This is a genomic window from Sphingomonas sp. (genome assembly GCF_036388435.1).
Classification (GTDB): domain Bacteria; phylum Pseudomonadota; class Alphaproteobacteria; order Sphingomonadales; family Sphingomonadaceae; genus Sphingomonas.
The window spans coordinates 44727-65709 of record NZ_DASVRV010000049.1; the positions used below are offsets into that span (position 1 = coordinate 44727).

Annotated in this window: 20 protein-coding genes; 5 read left to right on the top strand and 15 right to left on the bottom strand. The window is 67.5% G+C overall.

Going from position 1 to position 20983, the window contains the following annotated elements; translation table 11 throughout:
* From VF592_RS12325 to rpsU, 9 genes are all read right to left on the bottom strand, one after another.
* Positions 1-1104: an aromatic ring-hydroxylating dioxygenase subunit alpha gene (locus VF592_RS12325; RefSeq protein WP_331005930.1), complete on the bottom strand. Its 1104-nt coding sequence runs from the start codon at positions 1102-1104 to the stop codon at positions 1-3.
* Positions 1105-1153: 49 nt separating this feature from the next.
* Positions 1154-2311, bottom strand: a complete 1158-nt coding sequence (locus VF592_RS12330) for a DegT/DnrJ/EryC1/StrS family aminotransferase (RefSeq protein WP_331005931.1) — start codon at positions 2309-2311, stop codon at positions 1154-1156.
* A 93-nt stretch (positions 2312-2404) separates the two neighbouring features.
* Complete coding sequence (locus VF592_RS12335; RefSeq protein WP_331005932.1) at positions 2405-3664, bottom strand: hypothetical protein; 1260 nt, start codon at positions 3662-3664, stop codon at positions 2405-2407.
* A complete protein-coding gene (locus VF592_RS12340; RefSeq protein ID WP_331005933.1) occupies positions 3661-5871 on the bottom strand; it encodes a polysaccharide biosynthesis tyrosine autokinase in 2211 nt (736 codons plus the stop codon). The genes VF592_RS12335 and VF592_RS12340 overlap by 4 nt, the downstream gene beginning before the upstream one ends.
* Positions 5872-5886: 15 nt before the next feature.
* Positions 5887-6594 (bottom strand): polysaccharide biosynthesis/export family protein, encoded by a 708-nt coding sequence (locus tag VF592_RS12345; protein ID WP_331005934.1) that lies wholly within the window; start codon positions 6592-6594, stop codon positions 5887-5889.
* A gap of 52 nt (positions 6595-6646) precedes the next feature.
* Complete coding sequence (locus VF592_RS12350) at positions 6647-8035, bottom strand: O-antigen ligase family protein (protein ID WP_331005935.1); 1389 nt, start codon at positions 8033-8035, stop codon at positions 6647-6649.
* A 13-nt stretch (positions 8036-8048) separates the two neighbouring features.
* Positions 8049-8399: a hypothetical protein gene (locus tag VF592_RS12355; protein WP_331005936.1), complete on the bottom strand. Its 351-nt coding sequence runs from the start codon at positions 8397-8399 to the stop codon at positions 8049-8051.
* 22 nt (positions 8400-8421) lie between these two features.
* A complete protein-coding gene (locus VF592_RS12360) occupies positions 8422-8994 on the bottom strand; it encodes an FKBP-type peptidyl-prolyl cis-trans isomerase (protein ID WP_331005937.1) in 573 nt (190 codons plus the stop codon).
* Between the two features lie 105 nt (positions 8995-9099).
* Complete coding sequence (rpsU, locus tag VF592_RS12365) at positions 9100-9306, bottom strand: 30S ribosomal protein S21 (RefSeq protein WP_007404630.1); 207 nt, start codon at positions 9304-9306, stop codon at positions 9100-9102.
* Positions 9307-9475: 169 nt separating this feature from the next.
* On the opposite strand from rpsU, the gene cysS reads away from it, so the two are divergent.
* The 5 genes from cysS to VF592_RS12390 all read left to right on the top strand — a co-directional run bounded on the left by cysS (position 9476) and on the right by VF592_RS12390 (position 14410).
* On the top strand, positions 9476-10933 hold the full coding sequence (gene cysS, locus VF592_RS12370) for a cysteine--tRNA ligase (protein WP_331005938.1): 1458 nt from the start codon (positions 9476-9478) through the stop codon (positions 10931-10933).
* A 277-nt stretch (positions 10934-11210) separates the two neighbouring features.
* A complete protein-coding gene (locus tag VF592_RS12375) occupies positions 11211-11567 on the top strand; it encodes a hypothetical protein (protein ID WP_331005939.1) in 357 nt (118 codons plus the stop codon).
* Positions 11568-11586: 19 nt separating this feature from the next.
* Entirely contained in the window at positions 11587-12525 is a 939-nt protein-coding gene (locus VF592_RS12380) for a D-2-hydroxyacid dehydrogenase (RefSeq protein ID WP_331005940.1), read from the top strand.
* A gap of 9 nt (positions 12526-12534) precedes the next feature.
* Positions 12535-12687: a hypothetical protein gene (locus VF592_RS12385; RefSeq protein WP_331005941.1), complete on the top strand. Its 153-nt coding sequence runs from the start codon at positions 12535-12537 to the stop codon at positions 12685-12687.
* Positions 12688-12700: 13 nt separating this feature from the next.
* Complete coding sequence (locus VF592_RS12390) at positions 12701-14410, top strand: hypothetical protein (protein WP_331005942.1); 1710 nt, start codon at positions 12701-12703, stop codon at positions 14408-14410.
* Here the strand turns inward: VF592_RS12390 and VF592_RS12395 are convergent.
* The 6 genes from VF592_RS12395 to VF592_RS12420 all read right to left on the bottom strand — a co-directional run.
* Positions 14407-15789: a hypothetical protein gene (locus VF592_RS12395; RefSeq protein ID WP_331005943.1), complete on the bottom strand. Its 1383-nt coding sequence runs from the start codon at positions 15787-15789 to the stop codon at positions 14407-14409. The genes VF592_RS12390 and VF592_RS12395 overlap by 4 nt on opposite strands.
* Positions 15786-16181 carry a GtrA family protein gene (locus VF592_RS12400; protein WP_331005944.1) on the bottom strand — a complete coding sequence of 132 codons (396 nt, stop codon included), beginning with the start codon at positions 16179-16181 and terminating at the stop codon, positions 15786-15788. Before VF592_RS12400 ends, VF592_RS12395 begins: the two co-directional genes overlap by 4 nt.
* Position 16182: 1 nt before the next feature.
* Positions 16183-17136: a glycosyltransferase family 2 protein gene (locus tag VF592_RS12405; protein ID WP_331005945.1), complete on the bottom strand. Its 954-nt coding sequence runs from the start codon at positions 17134-17136 to the stop codon at positions 16183-16185.
* Complete coding sequence (locus tag VF592_RS12410) at positions 17133-18239, bottom strand: hypothetical protein (protein ID WP_331005946.1); 1107 nt, start codon at positions 18237-18239, stop codon at positions 17133-17135. Before VF592_RS12410 ends, VF592_RS12405 begins: the two co-directional genes overlap by 4 nt.
* Complete coding sequence (locus VF592_RS12415) at positions 18236-20266, bottom strand: SLBB domain-containing protein (RefSeq protein ID WP_331005947.1); 2031 nt, start codon at positions 20264-20266, stop codon at positions 18236-18238. Before VF592_RS12415 ends, VF592_RS12410 begins: the two co-directional genes overlap by 4 nt.
* Positions 20267-20292: 26 nt before the next feature.
* The coding region (locus VF592_RS12420; protein WP_331005948.1) for an NAD(P)-dependent oxidoreductase at positions 20293-20983 on the bottom strand (691 nt) is incomplete at its 5' end.

Consider the following 20983-nt stretch of genomic DNA (forward strand, 5'->3'; position numbering starts at 1 on the left):
TCACTCCGCGGCCTGGAGCACCGGCTCGACCCCGCCCGCCATCGCGTGCGCATAATGGCGATGGAAATCGCGAATGCGGATTTCGTCGTCGCCGATCGCGCCGGGCGCGTCGGCCAGGTGGATACCGCGCTGGATCTGTTCGAGCACGGCACGATCCTCCTCGATCAGGCGAAGACTCATCGCGTTCGAGTCGGCGCTGATCGGATCCTGCCGCGCGCGGTGCTTGGGGCTGAGATCCACCCTCGGCTCGAAATTGCGCATCCGCAGCAGCGTACGCTCCGGGCCCTCGGGCAATAGCTGCCCGACATAGAAGGAGAGCCCTTGGCTCGAACTCACGAACAAATTGGGAAAGACGTATATGTGAAAGAAACTGTTATGGTCGAACGCGCGCTCCTTCAGGTGCGACAGGTAGCGCAGGCGTAGTTCCTCGCGTGGTTGATCCTGACGGGGAAAATGTGCGCTTGAATGGCCGGAATCGAAACGTGCGTCATCGATCGGCAGCTTGCCCACGCCCCAGGGCACGAAGGTCTCTTGGTGGACGGTCGAGCAATGATAGCATTCGAGGACGTTCTCGACGAGCAGCTTCCAGTTCGCCGCGTGGGGTACTCCCGCGAACTGCGTCTCCGGGCCCAGATAGCCGCCCATCTCCTCCAGCACCGCGCCGAAGCCGCCCAGATGCTCGTTCAACGTCACGGTGCCGCCGCCCCGGTCCACGAATACGAACTCGCCGCACGTGTCGACCGGGTAACGCGTCAAGCAAAGCCGATCATTATCCTTTCCCAGGAACTGGTCGCGCTTGGGCAGGCCGAAGGGAAAGCCCGTCTTGTCGAAATTCCAGCCGTGATAACCGCACAGCAACATGCGGTTGCCACGTTCGCCGAGCTGGATGCGGTTGAAGCGGTGCGAGCAGATATTCTGAAACGCGTGCAGCTCGCCCTTAAAGTTCTGCACGACGATCGCCGCGCCGGCATGATCCACCGTGACGTAATCCCGATCGCGCGCGAGCTCGCTCCTGAGCGCGACGAACTGCCACCCGCGGCCGAACAGCTGTGCCACCTCTTCCTCGAAGACGGGCCGGCTATGGTAGTTAGCCTTGGGGATCATGAGCGGTTTCTCGCGCCGAGTGTCGCATGTGGCTGCACAAATAGGATCGTCAGGTGTGTTCTGAAAGGCTGGGCGACCGGTGGCATGCGGCCAGGTCGGTCAGCACCGCGGCGACACGCTCGACATCGCCATCAACCATGTTCGATCCCGAAGGAAGGCACAGCCCGATCTCGAAACATCGCTCCGCCACCTCGCCGCCGATGACCTTCGCCCCGGCGAAGATGGGCTGGAGATGCATCGGCTTCCATAACGGGCGGCTTTCGATGTCGTGCGTCTCGAGCGCCAGCCGCGCTTCCTCGCGCGAGAAGCCCGATCGGTCGGCATCAATCAATATCGTGGTCAGCCATCGATTGGCGCGCATCCCCGCCGGCTCCCCACTGAAGGTCAGGCCGTCGACGCCGGCGAGCAGCTCCCGATAACGCTCGTTGATGCGCCGGCGCGCGTCGACGCGCTCGGCCAGCACGCGTAGTTGCCCCACCCCGATCGCGGCGCACACATTGCTCAGGCGATAATTATACCCATAGGTGCTGTGCTGATAGTGCGGCGCCGGATCGCGCGCTTGGGTGGACAGGAAGCGCGCCCGTTCGATCAGGTCGCCATCCTCGCTCGCCAGCGCGCCGCCTCCCGAGGTGGTGATCATCTTGTTACCGTTAAACGACAGGATCGCGAAATCCGCGCCCTTCCCTGCGTGAACGCCGTCCCGGTACGCGCCCACCGCCTCGGCCGCGTCGCTGATCCAGGTAAAGCCGTACCGCTCGCGTAGCGCGGCCATACGCCCGCCGTCGACGACATGCCCGTACAAGTCGGTGGTGACCACGACCCGGGGCAGGCCGCCCGACCGGTCGGCTTCGGCGAGGGCCGCCTCGAACCGGTCGAGATCGACGAGCATGGTATCGGCCTCGATATCGAGGAAGACGGGCTCCGCGCCCTGGTATCGGATCGGGGCGACGCCGCCGATAAACGTCATGCTCGGCGTCCACACCGCGTCGCCCTCGCCGATCCCGCTCAGGCGCAGCGCGAGGTGGAGGGCTGCGGTCCCGCTCGCCAGCGCGGCGACATGCGCGATACCGGTCAGCCCGGACAGCTGCCGCTCGAACTCGGTGACCATGGGACCGGTGGGCGCGATCCAGTTGGACGCGAACACGTCGCCGACCAGAGCGATCTCGCCGCCGCCCATGTGCGGAGAAGACAGGAAAAGGCGCGTCATGAAGACCTTCAACGCTTGGGGACGTCCGACCTTTCGGCGCGGCTCGGCGGCCCACACCACGGATGCCCGGCGAGCGCAAGGCGAGCGTGCCGCTCAGCCGCCCGCGCGGGCCACCCCCACATCGTCGACCCATGCCTCGCTGCCGGCCGGATCGGTCGAGCCGATGTCAAGCGACAGCCACTGCGCCGCACACCCGGCGGGAATCCGAAATCCGGTCTCGCGCGCGACGGCGGTCGCGCCGGGGATCACGGGGCCGCTGAGCAGGAACGCCTCCGTGCCCGCACAGGCGATCCGCCATTCGAGCCGTGACGGCGCCGAAGCCTGGGTCCGACCAGCCTTGTATCGCAACCGATACGAACCTGGTGGCAGCATCAGGATCTGACGCGCGACGACGCCATTCCGATCCGTCGACGCCCAAACCACCAGCGCGTTCCCGCGCCCACCCACGCCGGCCCTGGCCTCCGCGCCCAGGTCGACTTCGCCGGACAGGTCCCAATCCATGGGGGCAAAGTCGTTCGTTCCCTCGAACGTACCGTTACGGACCGTCTTGGGCGATCGCGCCGCCTGTCCCGAAAGCGTCCCGAACAGGTGGAGTGCCGGCTGGTAGGCGCCGCGCTCCACCATCGACTCCAGGAGACCACGCAGCACGCCCTCGTTGGCGAACGGACCGCCGCGCCGGGCGATCGCCAGCATCCGGGCGACATGGGCCGGATCCGGCGCGGTCGCGGCGGGCGATTGCCCGAGCCGGTAATAGAAATTCCCGGCCCATAGCGGACGCGTCGCCAGAAGGCGGCCCAGGTCGGACGCGGTCTGCGGAGCGCCGGCGGCGGCGACGAGGATCGGCATCAGCATGTCGTGGCTGCGCGGGTTGGTCCGCAGAGCGATGTCATAATGTCGGAGCGCGTCGGGCACGTCGTTGCGCTTCACGCTCTCCTCGATCAGCCATAACTGCGTCGGCAGGTCGCGCCGTGACAGGCGCTCGGACATGTGGAACAGCCCGGCCGCCCTGCCCTCACGCTTCGCTGCGACCTCCAGCAATCCCATGAGACGCCAGGCCGGCACGACCGTCGCGTCCCGTGACAGCGCGTTCCTGGCGAGCGCCCCCGCCTGCCGCAAGCTTGACGGATCGGCCCCGCCTTTGGTCAGTCCGCGCTCTGCTGCCCGTGCGGCGGCGCGGGCATCCCACGGCGCGAAGCCCAGCGCACGGTCAGGCTGCCCGTTTCGCAGGACCGCGCCCGCGCCGACGGCCGCCACTAGCCAGCCGATCGTCGCCACGAACAACAACGCGACCAGTAATCGAGCCTTGGACGGCAAACGACGCCCAAAGCCGCCGCGCGTGCGCGCGGAGGTCAACCCCGTTTCCTCTTGTCCTCCGACCCATAGCCATAGCCATAGCCATAGTCATAGCCATAGCCGAAATGGGCGCGCTTGGCCTCGAATTTGGTAAGGACACTGCCCAGGATCTGCGCGCGTCCTTGGCGCAGGCGGGCGATCGCCTGGCGAGCGATCCGACCCTTAACCCCGGTCGCCTCGATCACGAAGATCGTGGCTTCCGTCCGGCTGGCGATCAACGGCGCATCGGCCAGGCCGAGTACCGGCGGGGAGTCGATTACGACATGCTGGAACTGCGTCAGCAGCTCGGCGATCAGTTCCTCCAGGCGATGGCCCCGGAGCAGCTCGGCCGCGTTGGGCGGCTGCGGCCCGGCTGTGAGCACGCCGAGATTCGCCATCTCGGGGAACTGGACCAACTCGGCCAGGGTCGACGTGCCCGAAAGATAGTTGGACACCCCGCGATCGTTGACGAGCCCCAGGTCGGAATGGACCGACGGGGAGCGCATGTCCGCATCCACCAGCACCGTCCGTGCCCCGTTGCGCGCGATCGAATAGGCGATCGCGAGGGAGGTCGTCGACTTGCCCTCCGCCGGGCGGGTCGAGGTGACGCTGAGCACGCGCGGCACACCATGGTCGGTGGAAAAGGCCAGGCTGGTCTGCACGGACAGATAAGCTTCGAGCACGTTGCTTTTCGGATCGCGCAGATCGGCGACGACATTCCCCGAGTCCACCCGCGGAATGACCCCGAGAAGCGGCAGCCCCACACGGCGCTCCACGTCGGACGGGTCGGTGATCGTCTCGTCGATCTGCTCGCGGACGAACGCCAGCCCCAGCCCCAGCACCGTGCCGGCGAGCAACGCGATGAAGAGATTGATCAACGGACGCGGGCTCGACGGCCGTTCGGGCGTGCGCGCCGGATCGACGATCGACACGTTGTTGGTGCCGACTCCGCCCGCGACGCCGATCTCCTTGTAACGCTGCAACAGGCCGTTGTAGAGTTCGCGATTGGTGTCCACGTCGCGTTGGAAGATGTTGTATTCGATGCCCCGGCGGCGCTCGCTGACGAAGTTCCTCTTCAGCTCGTCGATGCGCCCCACCAAGGCCTGCTCGCGCCGCGACGCATCGTCATAGGCGGACTGGAACGCGCCCGATACGCGCCCCTCCTCTCGCGCCAGGCTGGCCTCGATCGTGCGCAGCTGCGCTGTAAGCGCCTGCACCGCCGGGTAACCCGGCTCGAACTGGCTACGAAGCCGTGCGACCTCCGCCGCGATCTCGGCGCGACGGCCACGCAAGGTGTTGATCGTCGGATTTGCGAGCGATTCAGCGGTGGACGCCCCGCCGGCCTGTAGGCGGCTTTCGGCACGTACGCGATCGCCCGTCGCGCGCGCGAGCTCGTCGTTTAGCGCGGTCAGGCTGTTGGCGACCAGCGAGCGCTCCTGCGTGCTCCCGTTCGCGTCTGTCCCGGTCGGCACATTGATGATCGACTGTTGCGAGGCGAAGCCGACCAGCTGTCTCTCCGACGCTTCAAGGCGGCGGCGCAGCTGCTCCAGCCGTCCTTCCAGAAAGCGGCGTGCATAAGCCGTCTGATCGAAGCGACGCTCGAGATTGTACAAGATGAACTCGTTGGCCCAGCTATTCGCCACATCGGCGGACAATTTAGCTTCCGGGCTCGTGAAACCCACGTCGACCAGCCGGGAAAGCCGGATCGGGGACACCTTCACCTTGCCTTCGAGGATGTCGACCGCGGTGCGGAAACGCGCATCCCGTGCCGCCGTCGCGCTCGCAGCCGCTCCGCCCAGATCGAACGACTCGACGGCGTCTTCGGCCTTGAACAACTCGAAGAAGCGCCGATTCTCGCTCAGGCGCAGCTTGCGCGCGACCCGCTCCGCCAGCGTCCGCGACGCCAGAACGCCATATTGCGTCTGATAAAATTCCTGGTCCATCGCCGACGCCTCGGGCTGCACGCCTTCGACATTGACGATCCGGCTGCCTTCCCGGTTGATCTCCATGCGCGTCGTCGCGGTGAACTGCGGCGTCGCGAGCAGCGTCGCGAGGACGCCGACCAGGAGGGCGGCGGCGATCGAACCCAGGATCAGCCAACGCCAGCGAAAGGCGATGCGATAATAGCGGGAGACGATCGACTCGTCGGGTGCATCGCCCGCCGGATCGATCCGGCGGGCGAGCGGGGCGTAATCTGCGCCGCCGAGCGGGAAACTAACGTCGTTCAAGATCTCAGATTCCCACTATTGGAGAATGGCGATGAGCGGCGCGACCAGGATCGGCGACGCCTGCAGGAAATCGCGGAAGCGACGCCGAGAAGGCGAGTCGCCGACCACCACGACATCGTTCGGATAGACTTCCGGATCGCGATAGGACCCGCGCCGGATCGCATCGAGATTGTAGAGGGCGGCCATCTGCCGTTCGCCCACCTTGCGAAACACGACCACGTCCTGAACGCGCGCGAATTCACCCGTGCCCTTCGCGCTCGCGATCGCGCGCACCAGGGTCATCCGGCCGAGCACGGGGTAGACGCCCGGCTCGTTCACCTGACCGTCGATGGTGATCACCTGGCTCGACGTTTCGTCGACATTGACTGCGACCTGAGGATCGCGGACGTAGCGGCCGCGCAGCCGTTCCTCGACCTGCTCGCTAGCTTCGGCCGGTGTCAGCCCCGCGGCCTGGATCGATCCGACCAGCGGCAGCGCGATACGGCCCGCGGCGTCGACCTGTACCGTTTGCGAGAGTTCGGGGATGCCGAACACGCTGACCGACAATTTGTCGAAGGGCCCGATCCGAAACGCCCGCGTTTCCGACCCGGCCACCATCCCTTCGGGCGCGGGAAGTTCGTCCGACGCGACTAGCGTCAGATGAGGTCCCGGCTCCAGCGAAGGTCTGGTCGAACATGCGGACAGACACAAGATCGCCAACAACAGATACGCACTTGGTTTCACGGAATTTCCAGCTAGTTGCGCACGATCAGGCGCGTGCCCCGTCATTGCGGCGTTAGCGGATGGCCGGGCGCCTGCCAAGACCGGGCTCTGGTGAGCGGCCGTCCGCCCGCGCGATCAGAAACAGACAGGCCACCGCAGTCACTGCCGACAAGGACGGGGTGCGGAGCGGGTAGTCGACCAGGCTCCACAGGATGAGCACGCCGACAATAACCGATCCCGCACGCCCCAGCAGCGCGCCGCCGCCTCGCGGCCGACGCCAGGCTACCCAGCTTCGCCGGGCGGCCCAGGCGACGAAGCCCGCCGCGAGCAGCGCCGCGCCCGCGCCCCCCTCGATGAGGAGCTCGGCGACCTCGTTGTGCGCATGGTTCAGATAGGTCTGCGACAGGGCGGCATGGGGCTCGTAGCCGCGGAACACCGCGTCGAACGAGCCGAACCCGCTGCCCCAAGGAAAAAAGGCGTCTATGATGTTCAGATAGACAGGGAGAAACTGCGACCGCAATTCACCCTCCGCGCCCGCCAGCAGTCGCTGCACCGCCAGGTCGCGCGCGAACAGGAAGGTCACGATCATCGGCAGGAGCACGGTCGCGACCAGTGCCGCGACCGCTACGGGTGAACGGCGCGCGGACCGTCGCGTGCGTCGGTCCGCGCCCGTCCACAGCAAGACCAGGCTGGCGAGCACCGACACCGCCCCGAACAGGACTCCGCCGCGCGATCCGGTCACCATCAGCATGGGCACCAGGATCGCCCCGGCACAAAGCCCGATCCAGCCCCGCACGCTTCGTGTCGCCGGGTCGGCATCGGGCCAGGTCGCCCAGACCGCGGTCAGCGGAAACGCGCAGACCAGCAGCGCCGCCTGGTGATTGCGATTGGCGAACAGCCCGACGGCCGCTCCCTGATTGGTTATCCGGTAGAAGGAGGACAGCGACCCGACCGCTTGAAGCAGTCCAACAAGCGCGCTGAGCGCACAAAGGCCGAGCAGCACCGGCACCATGGCCGGCAAGAGGCGCCCCGCCATCACGCCGACCAGCAGCACAGCCGCCGGCACCAGCACCGCGATCAGAGCGTACAAGGTCAGGTCGGGCGTCAGCGACGCAGGACGCCAGGTCTGCGCCAACCCGACCATGTCCAACCCCGCCGCAAAGGACTCGCGTCCCGCGAGCGCGCGCCACATCGAGGGCGGCAATGGCAGCAGCTGGATGATCATCAGTAGCGCCAGCCCGCCCAGCAGCGACAACGGCGTCCTTACGCGCCGCCAGTCGTGGCCCTCCAGTTGAAGGATGGCGGCACCGATCATCAGCACCGCGCCGGCATAGACGATCGGCAGGGATGCGACATCGCCGCGCGATCCGCCGCCGAGCAGGATCGCGAGCGCGACGAATACGGCCAGGGCAATGAAGTTGCGGCGTTCGCGCGGGGAACAATGTCTCCAAAGACTCGGCATGAAGCGGCCTGCCCTAGAAGATGCTGGGGGTAAGCGGGCAGGTGCCGCTGCCCCGCTCCACGCTATAATTGCGTCCGGCATAGGCATAGCGGCAGATTACGCGCGCGCCTCGGCGCTCCTGACCCGACAAGGTCGCGAGCGAAGGAATCGGCTGCGGTCGACCGCTTGGGCGTGGAAAGGTCGCGGGACATGGCTCGCCCCGACCCACTGCGGCGACGCGCTCGCGCTGGCGCGGCCCGACGATGCGGGCGGCGGTATATCGGCACAGTCGCTGCCCGCCGACCGCCCGCTCCTCGCGCTGCGCCTGGGCGAGCGACGGAGAAGGAAGGCCGACGATCAGCGCCAGGACAAGCGCGAGCCTCACGCGGCGACCCCGGGTCGGGCGATCAACGCCCGGGTACGCCGCCTGCCGGCGGAGCGGTCGGACCGCCAGGCGCCATTTGCTGCTGCATCTGCATCTGGCGGAGCACCGCTTCCGGAAGGAAGTCCAGCATCTCGACGTCGAAGGTCAGCGGCGAATTGGGGGGGATCGCGCCGCCGCCCGCGCCCTTCTCGCCATAAGCCAGGTCCGACGGCAGCCAGATACGGTATTTGGATCCCTTGGGCATCAGCTTGAGCGCTTCGGAAAAGCCCGGCACCACGCCCGCGACGGGCATGGGTGTCGGCTGCTGCGACTTGTCGAAGGTTTTTCCGTCGAGGAACCTGCCCTCGTAATTAACGAGCGCGACGTCCGTATTGGTTGGCTTGGGTCCGCTCGCCTGGCCCGGTTCGAGCACGCGATATTGCAATCCCGACGCGGTGGTCACCACGCCGCTGGCGCGAGCGTTGCGACTCATGAAGTCGTCGCCCTGACGCGCCAGCGCGTAGGCGGATATCAGCGCGAGCGCGAGGGCCAGCCACAGCCATATCAGATAACCGCGCTTCACGGGGCGCAGCGGCACGGCGGTAACGGTGGACATGCGTTTGACGCTCCGCGGCGGGGTGGGATCGGGCCCGTCCACGCGTTTGGGATGGTGGGAAATTCGGGCCCTCTCCCGCCGAGGCGACAAAGGGACCGGGGTTGCTTACCGCGCGCCGTCGCGCTCGGCGCGCTTGCGCTCCAGCTTGCGGGCCCGACGTACCGCGGCAGCACGCTCGCGCGCGCGCTTCTCCGACGGCTTTTCATAGTGGCGGCGCAGCTTCATCTCGCGATACACACCCTCGCGCTGCAGCTTCTTCTTGAGTGCGCGCAGGGCCTGATCGACATTATTGTCGCGGACGATGATCTGCATAAACCCGTTCGAACTCCGATCCAAATACCACAAGCGGCCGCGAACACCCGGTTCGCGCCGTAAGCGGGGTGCGCCTACCAGCCTCGAACTTCCAAGGCAAGCTCCGGGCGGATTTCGACCAGGCCGCGCCGGATTGGCCCGCGCGCCCCGCCTGCGCTAGAAGCACCCCATGCCGCAAGCAGCCCTCATCTTGTACAACAGCCTTTCGCGTAGCGCGGAGCCGTTCCGTCCGCTCGACCCCGCCGGTGTTCGCGTGTATTCCTGCGGGCCTACCGTCTACAATTACGCCCATCTCGGCAATCTGCGCGCCTATGTGTTCACCGACACGCTCGCGCGTACGCTGCGCTGGAAGGGCTATCCGCTCACCCATGTGATGAACATCACCGATGTCGGCCACCTCCAGTCCGACGCCGACGAGGGTGCCGACAAGATGGAGGCACGCGCGCGAGAGACCGGCAAGGACATCTGGGCGATCGCCCGCCATTACACCGAGGCGTTCAAGCGCAACCTCCGGGACCTCAACGTCCAGGAGATGAGCCGGATGCCGCTCGCCACCGATCATGTCGACGAGATGATCGCCTTCGCCGCGGCGATTGCCGATCGTCACTGCTATCTGCTCGACGGCGGCCTGTATTTCGACACGGCCACCGTGCCCGATTATGGACGGCTTGCCGGGCGCGCGGAGGACGAACGCGAAGGCCGGATCGATCCGGTCGAGGGCAAGCGCCACCCCGAGGACTTCGCGATCTGGCGCCGCTCCGCCCCCGGCGAGAACCGCCAAATGGAATGGGATTCGCCCTGGGGCCGAGGCGCACCCGGATGGCACCTCGAATGCTCGGTGATGAGCAGACTTTACCTGGGCGAGCGTTTCGACATCCATACCGGCGGCATCGACCACCGTGAAATTCATCACCCCAACGAGATCGCGCAAAATCAGGCGCATCGCGGATGCGGGAACGAGCCTGGCTTCACCGGCGCGACGGTGTGGATGCACAACAACTTCCTGGTCGAACGCGCCGGCAAGATGTCAAAATCGTCCGGTGAGTTCCTGACGCTTCAAACCGCGCTGGATCGCGGTTTTCACCCGCTTGCCTACCGCCTCATGTGCCTGCAGGCGCATTACCGGTCGGAAATGGAATTCTCCTGGGAAGGACTCGCCGCCGCCGCGATCCGGCTCAAACGCCTTGTTCAGACGGTCGCGACGCTCCGTCACCTGGCCGGCCCGTCGCGCGGGGGCGACTTCCCGTCGCCCGCCATCTCCGACCAGCTCGACGAATTCGATCGCGCGATCAGCGACGATCTTGCGACCCCGCGAGCATTGGTCGCGCTCGACCGCCTGCTTTCGCTCAAGAAGCAGTCGCCTGCGTCGATGCTGGGAGCGATCGCGCGCATGGACGAGGTGCTGGGCTTGTCGCTTCTGTCGCTCGACCGTGCCGACCTGCGGGTTCGGCCCGTCGACGCGATGATCGACGAACGGGCCGTCGCGGCCCGGCTCGGGGATCGGGTCCAGGCCCGCGCCGCCAGGGATTTCGCTCGCTCGGACGCTATCCGCGCCGAACTCGCGGCGTCGGGTGTGGACGTCATGGACGGCGATGCACTGGGCTGGGACTGGAGGCCGAAAGGCTGACGAAGCGGCATCGACAGGCCCTCGCCATTGACCAATTCTTAGTCACGCCACCGTAATTTGCGCTCGACTCTGGTGAAGGGGGGTGATGATGCCTTGGTCGCTGGTCCGGCTGTTCGTGAACAATCGCAAACGTCGACGCGAGCGTGGCCTGCCGTTCGATGTACGAACGCCGCACGCGCCGCGATTCGATCCCGTGCTGGCCGCGTTCGAGCGCGAAAGCGGCTGACCGGCCCCCGGCGGGGTTGCACCGACGCGAGCGGCGCCTGATAGCGTCACGATGAATCTCGCCAAGTCCTATCATGATATCATCCTGTGGATCGGCGACGGCACGGGCCTGCCCGACGCCATCCTCCACATTCACGCCGGCCTGGCGGTGCTGATGATGGCGCGTGTCGTGTTCGGCCGGTCGCTCGGCACCTTCATTCCCTTCGGATTCGTCGTCCTGGCGGAGGCGGCGAACGAGATACTGGACCGGCTCGCCTTTGGCGCGTGGCGCTGGTCCGATACCATCACCGACATCGGCAACACCCTGTTCTGGCCTTTCGTGATCTCGCTCGCCGTGCGCGTCAGGCCCTTGATGGCCCGCGATCGACGCGGGCCGCAGGTCGTCCCCGGGCTTGACGAACCGCGATGACCGGCGACATTCCCCTATCATGAAGGCCGTCCTCCCCGCGCCTGCCCGTGCGCTGCTGGAATCGCGGCTACCTGCCGGGTTGGAGGTGGCCTGGTTCGCGACCCCGACCGAGGCGGCGGCCGGGATCGCCGACGCCGATATCGCCTGGGTCGACATGCAGCCCACCCGCCTCGTCGCCGAGGCCGTCCGAGCGGGCGGACCGAACCTCCGATGGGTGTCCACCATCTATGCGGGCCTCGACGCGTTTCCGCTCGATTGGCTGCGCGAGCGCGGCATAATGGTGACCAACGGCGTGGGGATCAACGCGATCGCGGTCGCCGAATATGCGGTGATGGGCGTCCTCGCCGCCGCCAAGCGCTTCGACGAGGTGGTCCGTGCTCAGGGGCGCCGCGAATGGCTGGCCGATGCGCCTGGGAAAGTCGAATTGTTCGAAACCAAGGCGCTGGTCGTCGGCTATGGCGCGATCGGCCGCCTGATCGGCGACCGCCTGGCCGCCTTCGGGGTCGAAGTGACGGGCGTCACCCGCTCGGGTGCGGACGGCACGCTGACGCCCGACCGCTGGCGCGATCTTCTGCCGAGTTTCGACTGGGTCATCCTCGCCGCTCCCTCCACTACGGAGACCAAGGCGATGATCGGCGCGTCCGAACTCGCCCGGTTCAAGCCGGGCGCCTGGCTCGTCAACATCGCGCGCGGGGACATGATCGAAGAGGCGGCGCTTCTCGCCGCGCTCCGCTCCGGCGCGATCGGCGGTGCGTTTCTCGATCCGACCAACCCGGAACCGTTGCCCGCCGATCACCCGCTTTGGGCCGCGCCCAATTGCATGCTGACCATGCACTTGTCGGGCCGCAGCCAGACCAGGATGTTCGCACGGGCAGGCGAGCTTTTCCTGTCCAATCTCGACGCCTTTCGCGCCGGACGGCCGATGCGCAACGTCGCGGATCTCGGGCGAGGCTATTAGGATCCGATCATGGCCGATCCCGACCTCCCTCCCGCCGCCTTGTCGACCCGGGCGCAGCGACGCCGCGACAGCTGGACCATGATGCTGATCACGATCGGCAGTGCGATCGTCATCATGATCGTGTTGCTCGCTGCGGGAGCGTTCACGCGTTCCACGGGGTGATGAGGTGCCGGCGATGAAGGAGATGGACCGGCGTGGTCTGCTCGGCCGGGGTGCCGCCGCCCTGGCGATGACGCCGCAGGCGCTCAGGTCGGACGCGGCGCTCGCCGCCCAGCCGCCCCAGCCCGGCAATATCCGCAGCGTCGTGTCGCGCGAGCTATTGCGGTCCCTCCCGGGCGTCGTTCCCGGCGATGTCCTGTACCTCGCCGAAGCGGGGCGCGAGGGGATGTTCGCCTGCCGCGCCGGGGCACCGACGATTGCCGATCGTCTCGAGGGACTTCAGCTGGCGTCCCGCGCGCAACCGGTCCACTTCGCGCGCATCTGGGACGGGACACACGGCCGCCCCGAATGGTTCGGCGCGCGCGTGAATGACGGGCGGGTGGATTGTGCGGATGCGATCGAGGCCTGTTACACACTCTGCCCGCATACCCAGCTCGGCCAGGCGGATTATTTCATCCGGCGCACGCTCAGATTCGACCGGAGCTGGCGCACGCTGCGCGGCGTCGGCAATTACGCCACCGATCAGGGCCGGGGCACCCGCATCATCCTGCAGGGGTCGGCGCCCGGCGTCCACACCGCCGACCTGATGGTGGTCGGGTCGGTCGAACAGCCGGCCCGGACCAACGACCGCTTTCCGTTCGAGAATCATTTCAGCAATTTCACGCTGATCCGCGACGGACGCTCCGCCCCGCACCCCTCCGGCGACATCCGCCGCTATCCGACGGGGCTGCGCGCGGCCTATCTGGTCAGGTCGACCTTTCGCGAGATCACGTCGCTCGCCAGCAGCGTCGGATTCTACCTGGGCGGGCTCACCTACACCAAGGTCGACGACTGCCTGGCCCAGCGGCTGGAGCCCGGCCTGGGCGGCGGCGCGGACCTCGCAGTCGGATTCTTCTTGGACGGGGCGCCGAATTTCGGGCTCGCCGGGGGCAACGCGTCGCTCTACCTGGATCGCTGCGTGGTCGTCGGTCAGCATCCGTCGCACCGGCGCCCGACCGGGCTGCTCGCGCGCGGCGCGTTCGTCGACACCTTCCTTGATCGGTTCGAATCGGCGCAGATCGACACGGGCGTCGCGTTCGACGCGCGCGGCGCCGGGAGTCGCGGACAAACGGTCGACGTGCACATCCGGGGCGCGGTGCTCGACGGATGCGCACGCCATGGTCTGGACCTGGATCTGACGGGCACGTCGAGCGCCTCGGTCGAGGTCATCGATCCCTATGTCTACGCCCCCGCTTCGGGCGGGGATCGCGGCGTGTTCGTCCATGACGGGGCCGGACTGGTCACGATCACCGGGGGCCAGGTCCATGGTGCGTTCGCCAATGGCTCGCTCGCCCTGTCGGCGACGCGCGGGGTCCGCGTTCAGGGGCTGAAGCTGCACGAGGCGGTTCGCCCGGTCGTCGTCGCCGATGCGGGCGGGCTCGTGCTCGAACCGCAGATCACCAATATCGAGCGGCGCACCGACGGGTTCGCGATCGCCTGCGCGGCGATGTACCGGTCGATCGTTCGTCCGATCGTCGTCGGAGCGCCGGGCGCGTTCGCCGGCGGCGTGTCGCTGGACGCCGCCTGCAACTATTCCTCGCTGGACGGCACCGCGATCGATCCGGGCTGTTTTCGCGAAGTCACGGGCGCGCGCAAATTATGGTTCGCGGGCGGCGACGCGACCCAGGGAGCAGGCGCGCTCGCCTTTGGGCGTCGGTTCAACGTCGTGACGGGCGTGTTGGGCTAGGCCGGAAGCGCACGCGGCGGGGTCGCCCGGCCCTCGCCGACCATGATCGGCAGGTCGCGCCGGAACCGCCAGCGCATCCGCCACCCCTGCCCCCGGATATCGCGCCACACGTCCGCGATCGTCACGCAAGCCAGCGCCAGCGGGATCGTCAGCACGACGGCCGGTCGCAGGAACGGGCCATAAGTCACCCAATAGGAGTAGAAGATCGGCCCGGCGTTCAGGAAGCCGTTGTTCACCTGCGGATAGATGGGATCGATATACAGGTCGCCGGGGATCGACAGCAGGTAGCAGGCGACGATGGCATAGCGCAGCCCGACTCCGCGCCACGGCTCGAAGAACACCAGAAAGATGATCAACGCCTGCGTGTATCCGCCGCCTTCCGACGTGATGATCGCGATCGAACTGGTCAGGTTCACCAGCCGGTAGGTCGGCACGACTTCGGGACGCAGCCACGCCGCCGCCGCCGCGAGGACGATCATCGCCTGGACGAAGTGGATCAGGAGCGGAAGGAACGCCGCGAAGAACTCCACGCGCCAGGACCCCAGCATGGCGACGATCGGCACCACCGACCCGTTGAGAAGCGCGATGACGGGCTGATAGGTGGACGCGTACCACAGGTCGAGCAGGCTGCCCGCCTGTTGCAGCCCGTCATTCCACGCGGCCAGATTGTTGTAGATCTCGACCGGTGTGCCGACGCCCATCAATCCCCAGGTGACGAAATAGACGCCGATGGTGGCGAACAGCGCGCCCTCGAACCAGCGCCACCGGCGGCGGATCGGATAGGCGAAGATCGAGCCGATCAGATACACCTTGAAGTTGATCGTGAGCCCGGCGAACAGCCAGCGCAGCCGCGCGCTTCTGAGCAGCGGACCATGCGCCAGCAGGAAGCAGGTGAAGGCGACCATGATCAGATTGCCGCGCTCCAGTCCGTCGAGCATCGGCATCCCCGCCGCCAGCGCGAACGATCGCGGCAGCGCCGTCTTGCGGTCGATCTTGAGAAAGGTCTTCCCGATCAGGAAGATGTTGAGCACGTACCAGCCGTGCATCGTGAGCATTCCGTACCAGTCGCAATCGCGCGAATACCAGCCCTCGTTGCTGACATAACAGCCGGGCAGCGTCAGGAATTTGAGGAAGATGAACGAGACCGGCGGATACAGCGTCCGCCAACTGTCATACGCCCCCGGATTATGCGCCCAGAAAGCGGTGTTGAACCAGTCCATCCAGACGTCGAAGGCCTGGTAGAAGAAGGGCTGCGGCAGATAGCCGTTCATCAGCAGCGCGCCGACGCAGTAAACGCCCCCCGCCAGCACCGCGAGCGCCAGCGCATATTCGATCTGCACGCCGGCGGCGGGCGCCCGCCGCACGCGCCCGCGAATCACGGCGTCGCCTTCCGGAACACGAGATACTTCAGGAGGAAATAATTGATCAGCGACGCGCACACCGTGGACGCGAAACCCGCGCCGTAATCCGACTCGATCAGCCGGTCGAAGATCGCGAGCAGGCTGAGATTGACGAGATAATTCGTTCCATAGGCCGCGACGAACGACCAGCGGCTGCCTTCGCGGTCGCGAAAGACGTGGCGGCTATAGGTGAAGTAATTGAACGTCACCCCGAGCACCTGGGCGACGATCTGGGCCGCGTAGAGATTGACCCCCAGCCAGACGAGCAGCGCATAGGTGCCGAACCCGAAGGCGGTGTTGACGATGGCGGCCTGGTAGAAGCGGATCAGCCGTGCGAACCGTTCGATCCGCGCGGCGGCGGGCAGCCGCACCTCAGTAGCCGTCCGGAAAATTCACCCGCTCGCGCTCGGTGACGAGGGGCGTGTTGCGCGTCCGTTCCGAAATCAGCCGGATCTGGTCGCCGACAAGGCCCAGGAACACGAAGCCCGCGCCGATCTGGAGCTGCACCATCGTCGCGAACAGCCAGCCCCAGCCGTTCCGGCCGAACCACCAGGCGACCGGCGTCGCGACAAGCATCAGCGCGCCGATCAGCAGCGCGACGACACCGACGTGAAAGGGCAGCCGCACCAGTTTCTTGGAGGATCCCGCCAATCCCGACAGCGCGAAGTCGAGGAGCGCGAAAAAGTCGTTGTTCGACTTGCCCGCCGCGCGCGGTGGCCGCGCATAGGGGATCAGCTCGATGTCGTAGCCGGTCTCGACCAGCATCCCCCGAAAGAAGGGTTCGGGCTCCTTCAGCCGCTCGATGGCGCGCACCACCTTCCGGTCGTACAGGCCGAACCCGGTCGCGTTGGGGATGACGGGATAGTCGCCGAAGCGCGCGGCGAGCCGATAGGCCAGGTTGCGGAAGAAGCTGAGGCCGGGGGAGGACGTCTCGGACGCGCGTACGCCCAGCACGATGTCGACACCCGCGCGCCACCGCTCCACGAACCGCCCGATCAAGGCGGGCGAATCCTGGAAATCGGCGCACATGTTGATCACCGCCCGCCCGCGCGCGACGAAGATGCCGTGCGTGGGCGAGCGCATCTGCCCGAAATTGCGCGCGTTGACGATCAGCCGCACCCGCGGGTCGCGTTCGCACAATCCGCGCAGCAGCGGCACCGTGCGGTCTTCCGACGCATTGTCGATGAAGATCAGGTCGAACGACGCCCCGGCCCGCTCCATCTCCGCGATCACGGCCTCCGCGATCGGAATGGCGTTCGCCTCCTCGTTGCGGCACGGGATGACGACCGAGATGTCGGGCGCGATGCCCGGATCGACGACGCTCACGCCGCCGCCCTGACCCGGCGCAGATCGGCACCGACCGGCGGGCGAAGCTGGTACAGCTCGATCGCCGCCCATAGCAGCAGCGTCAGCGCCAGCAACGCGAGCGGCAGCGTCCTGAACTGTCGCGCCGAATCGACATAAGGCGGCTCGAGCACGCGGACATTGCCCGTCGAGGTCAGGTCCTCGACCGAGGTTCCCTCCAGAAAGCGCTGATAGCTGACGTACAGGCCGCGCGCGATCGTCAGCTCGCGTTCGAGCACCTCGACCTGGGTGGACTGCACGATGACGCGGTTGACCGAGTTGGCGTCGCCCGAATTGAGGCTTTCCGCCTCGCGCAGCTGCGTCCGAAGCGCGGCGATCTCGGCCTGGATCTGCTGCACGGCATAGCTTTGGGGAGTCTGGAACTGCAGGGCGGTCCGCAGATCGACCTCGCGCGACTTGATCGCGGCCTGGATCGCGGGAACGCGCAGGCCGATCGCCTCGATCGACTGGCCCGGCGCCGAATAACGGGTCCGACGGCGAAACGCGTCATAGGCGGCCTGAGCGCGGCTGTAGCGATCGCCCGCGTTGCGGACCAGATCCTCCAGCACCCCGCGCTTATAGGCGGTCTGCGCCCGGCTGATCTCCGCCAGCCGCTGCCTGGTCGCCTCCGACATGGCCGCGACCAGATCGCGCGCCAGCTCGGGATCGTCGAGTTTGGTGGACATCTGGAGGATGCCGCCGCGCAGCGAGCGGATTTCCACCTCGCGCTCCAGCCACAGATCGGCCTCGCGCGGGGTGTCGAGCCCGACGCGCTCCAGAAGCTTGAGCTTGGCGATCACCGCGCGGCGCACGTCCATGCTGCGCGCCACCTTCAGGCTGATCTCGACCGCGGCCTGACTGCCGAACACGTTCGACAGCGCGCCGAGCTGCCCCAGCGCGCCCTGGAGACCCAGCGCCGCCGGGTCGGTCGGCGTGAGCGACACCGCCGCCCGATATTCGCGCGGGAACAGCGTCAGCACGGCCAGCACGGCCGCGAGCGCGCCCAGGATCGCGCGGCGGATCCAGGGGCGACCCAGCCAGCGGCTCGCGGACAGATTGTCGACCATGCTTGCCGGCGGGGTCAATTGGTCACCGCGTCGAGCGCGATCGCGCCGATCGAGAATTGCGCGATGATCGATCCGATCTGCGCGATCTTCGCCAAAAGCGAGCTGCTCTGCGTCTTGACGGGCACGAAGATCACGTCGCCGGGAAGCACGCGCGCGTTGAGCCCCCCGTTGCGCCGCGAGATCACCGCGCCGTTCGCGCGCACCACGAAGGTGTCACGCGTGTCGGCCACGCGGAGCGTACCGCCCGCCATCTTCAGATAATCGCGCAGGCGCAGCGGCCGGGCATCGGCGATCAGGAAGGAGGCGGGGCGATACACCGCGCCGAACACGCCCACCGTGCTCGGCCGCGGGGGGACGAACAGCGTGTCGTTATTCTCCAGCGTCAACGTCCCCGGCAAGGGCGCGGCGAGATCGTTCAGCGGCAGCACCACACGCCCGTCGGGCTCCGCGCGCCGCAGCCGGTCGAGCACGGCCTGCGCCGATGCGACCTGCGCCGCGCGCGTGACCGGATCGATCGAGCTATCCGCGTTCAGCGCCGAGCCCGCCAGGGTCACCTCCAACTGGCGAACGGCTTCATCGAAGCTTTCGCGCTGCTGGCGCCTGACCGACACGCGCTGGAAATTCGATCCGAACACGAAGGCGCGCGAGGTCAGCCCGCCCGCGAGCTGGATCGCCTGGGCGAGGCTGGTGCCGGGCGCGACGACGTAATTGCCGGGCTTGGACACCTCGCCGTCGATGCGGACCAGCACCGTCTGGCGTTCCAGCGGACGCGCCAGCGACCCCTCGGACAGCACCTGGATGATGTCGCCCGCCGAAACGGGCGCGCTCGCCAGCGCCTCGCGCGCGACCTGGACGGCGCCCACCGTGTTGGCGTTGGCGAGCCGGTACAGCACCACGCGCGACGGATCGGCGAGCGCGTTCACCCCGCCCGCATAGCGGATCAGGTCCTGAAGGCTCTCGCCCGGCTTGGCCTCGTAGATCGCCTCGCCGTTGACGCTGCCGGTCAGCGCCACCTGCGCGCCGAGCGGCGCCACGAACAGCACGTCCTGGTTCTGGAGCAGGACGTCCTTCGACTTGTCGCCGTTTCGCACGAAATCATACAAATCGAAGTCGCTGACGAGCTCGCCGTTGCGGATGAGCTGCACCGAACGGAAGCTACCCCCCGCCGACGGCCCACCCGCCGCGAGCACCGCGTTGACCAGGGTCGACAGGCTGTTGACGCTATAGGCGCCCGGATTGTTCGCGAAGCCCGTGACATAGACGCGGATGCCGCGCAGCCGCGGCACGGCGACGGTCACGTTGAACCCGCGGAAACGGACCCCGACCGCGCGCTCGACCACCGTCTTGAGGTCGCCGAAGCTGACGCCCGCCAGATTGATGGTGCCGACGCGCGGCAGGAAGATGCGGCCATTCGCGTCGATCTGGCGCGTGACGCTGCCCTCGATCGACCCGGTCAGGCCGATGAACACCTGGTCGCCGGGGTTGAGGATGTAACCGGGGGGAACGGTGGTGTTGGTCGGGGTCGCGAAATCGCGGTTTGCCGGAACGATCAGCTCGGCGCCGAATCGCGGCAGGCGGCGGCCGACGCGCTGCTCGACGAAGCGCTCGAACTCGTTGGGCGGGGCGGGCCGGCGAACCGCGGCCACGCCGCCGGGCTCGATCTGCGACCGGCTCGACAGGCGCCCATTGGCATCGCGCGTCCGTACGCCCCGGTCGTCGGTCGCGCGGCCATCGGCGTCGGTGGTCCGGCCGTCCGCGTCGGCGGTCGGGTCGTTCTGGCTGGTCGTGTCGTCGATCTGCGTCGGTCCGGTCCGCTCGCGCGGTGCCAGGAAATACGGGTCCGACGACTGGTCGTCGCCGCCGTTCAGCCCGGACTGGCCCTGACCACGGGTGGACTGGTCGCCCAGGGGCGATCCGGAAGGCACGTTGCGCAACGCGAACGGATCGATCTGCGCCGAGATGCTCGTCGCCGACAAGCCGATGATCGCCGCCGCCGCGCACAGACGCGACACGGCCCGTACGCGGCCGCCGCTTGAATAAACCATGATAAGACCCGCTCTTCCCTGCGATTTCAGCGATTAGCAGATACGGGCGGCGGTACAAGCGGCCCGCCGATCCGCCCCGCCACATCGTCGAGCGCCGCGGCGAAGTCGAACCGGCGGCGCAGGCCCAGCGCTAGCGCCGCCTTGCGGGTCGAGGGCACGTAGCGGTCGACGGGCGCGTCCTCGGCGTCGGGCATCCGCGCCGAAACGCCGAACCGCGCGGCCACCGCGCGCGCCACGTCGCGGACCGTCACCGGCTCGTCCGATCCGACATTGTACACCGGGCAATCGGTCCGCGCGGCGGCGGCGATGCTCATCAGCCAATGGACCAGATCGTCGGCATGCATCCAACTGCGGTGAACGGGTCCGCGCGCGTTGACGGTCACCGGCCGCCCGGCCAGCCCGTCGGCCAGGAAGTTGCCGATCGCGAAATGCTGATCGCGCGGCAGATGCACGCCCATGAAGGCGAAGCAGCGGGCGACCGCCACGCGCATGTCGACCGCGCCGAGTTCCGCCATGCGCGCTTCGGCGAGCCGCTTGGCCTCGGCATAGTCGCGCTTGTACGCGACGAGCCCCGCCGCGTCGCCGGGGGTGAAATCCTCGTCCACATGGCTCAGCTCGGGCGGCTGCCGGCCGTAGACCGCGCCGCTGCTGCAATAGACGATGCCCGCGCCCGGATGCGAACGCTTGGCCACGGCGCGGTAATTGTCGATCGCGGCC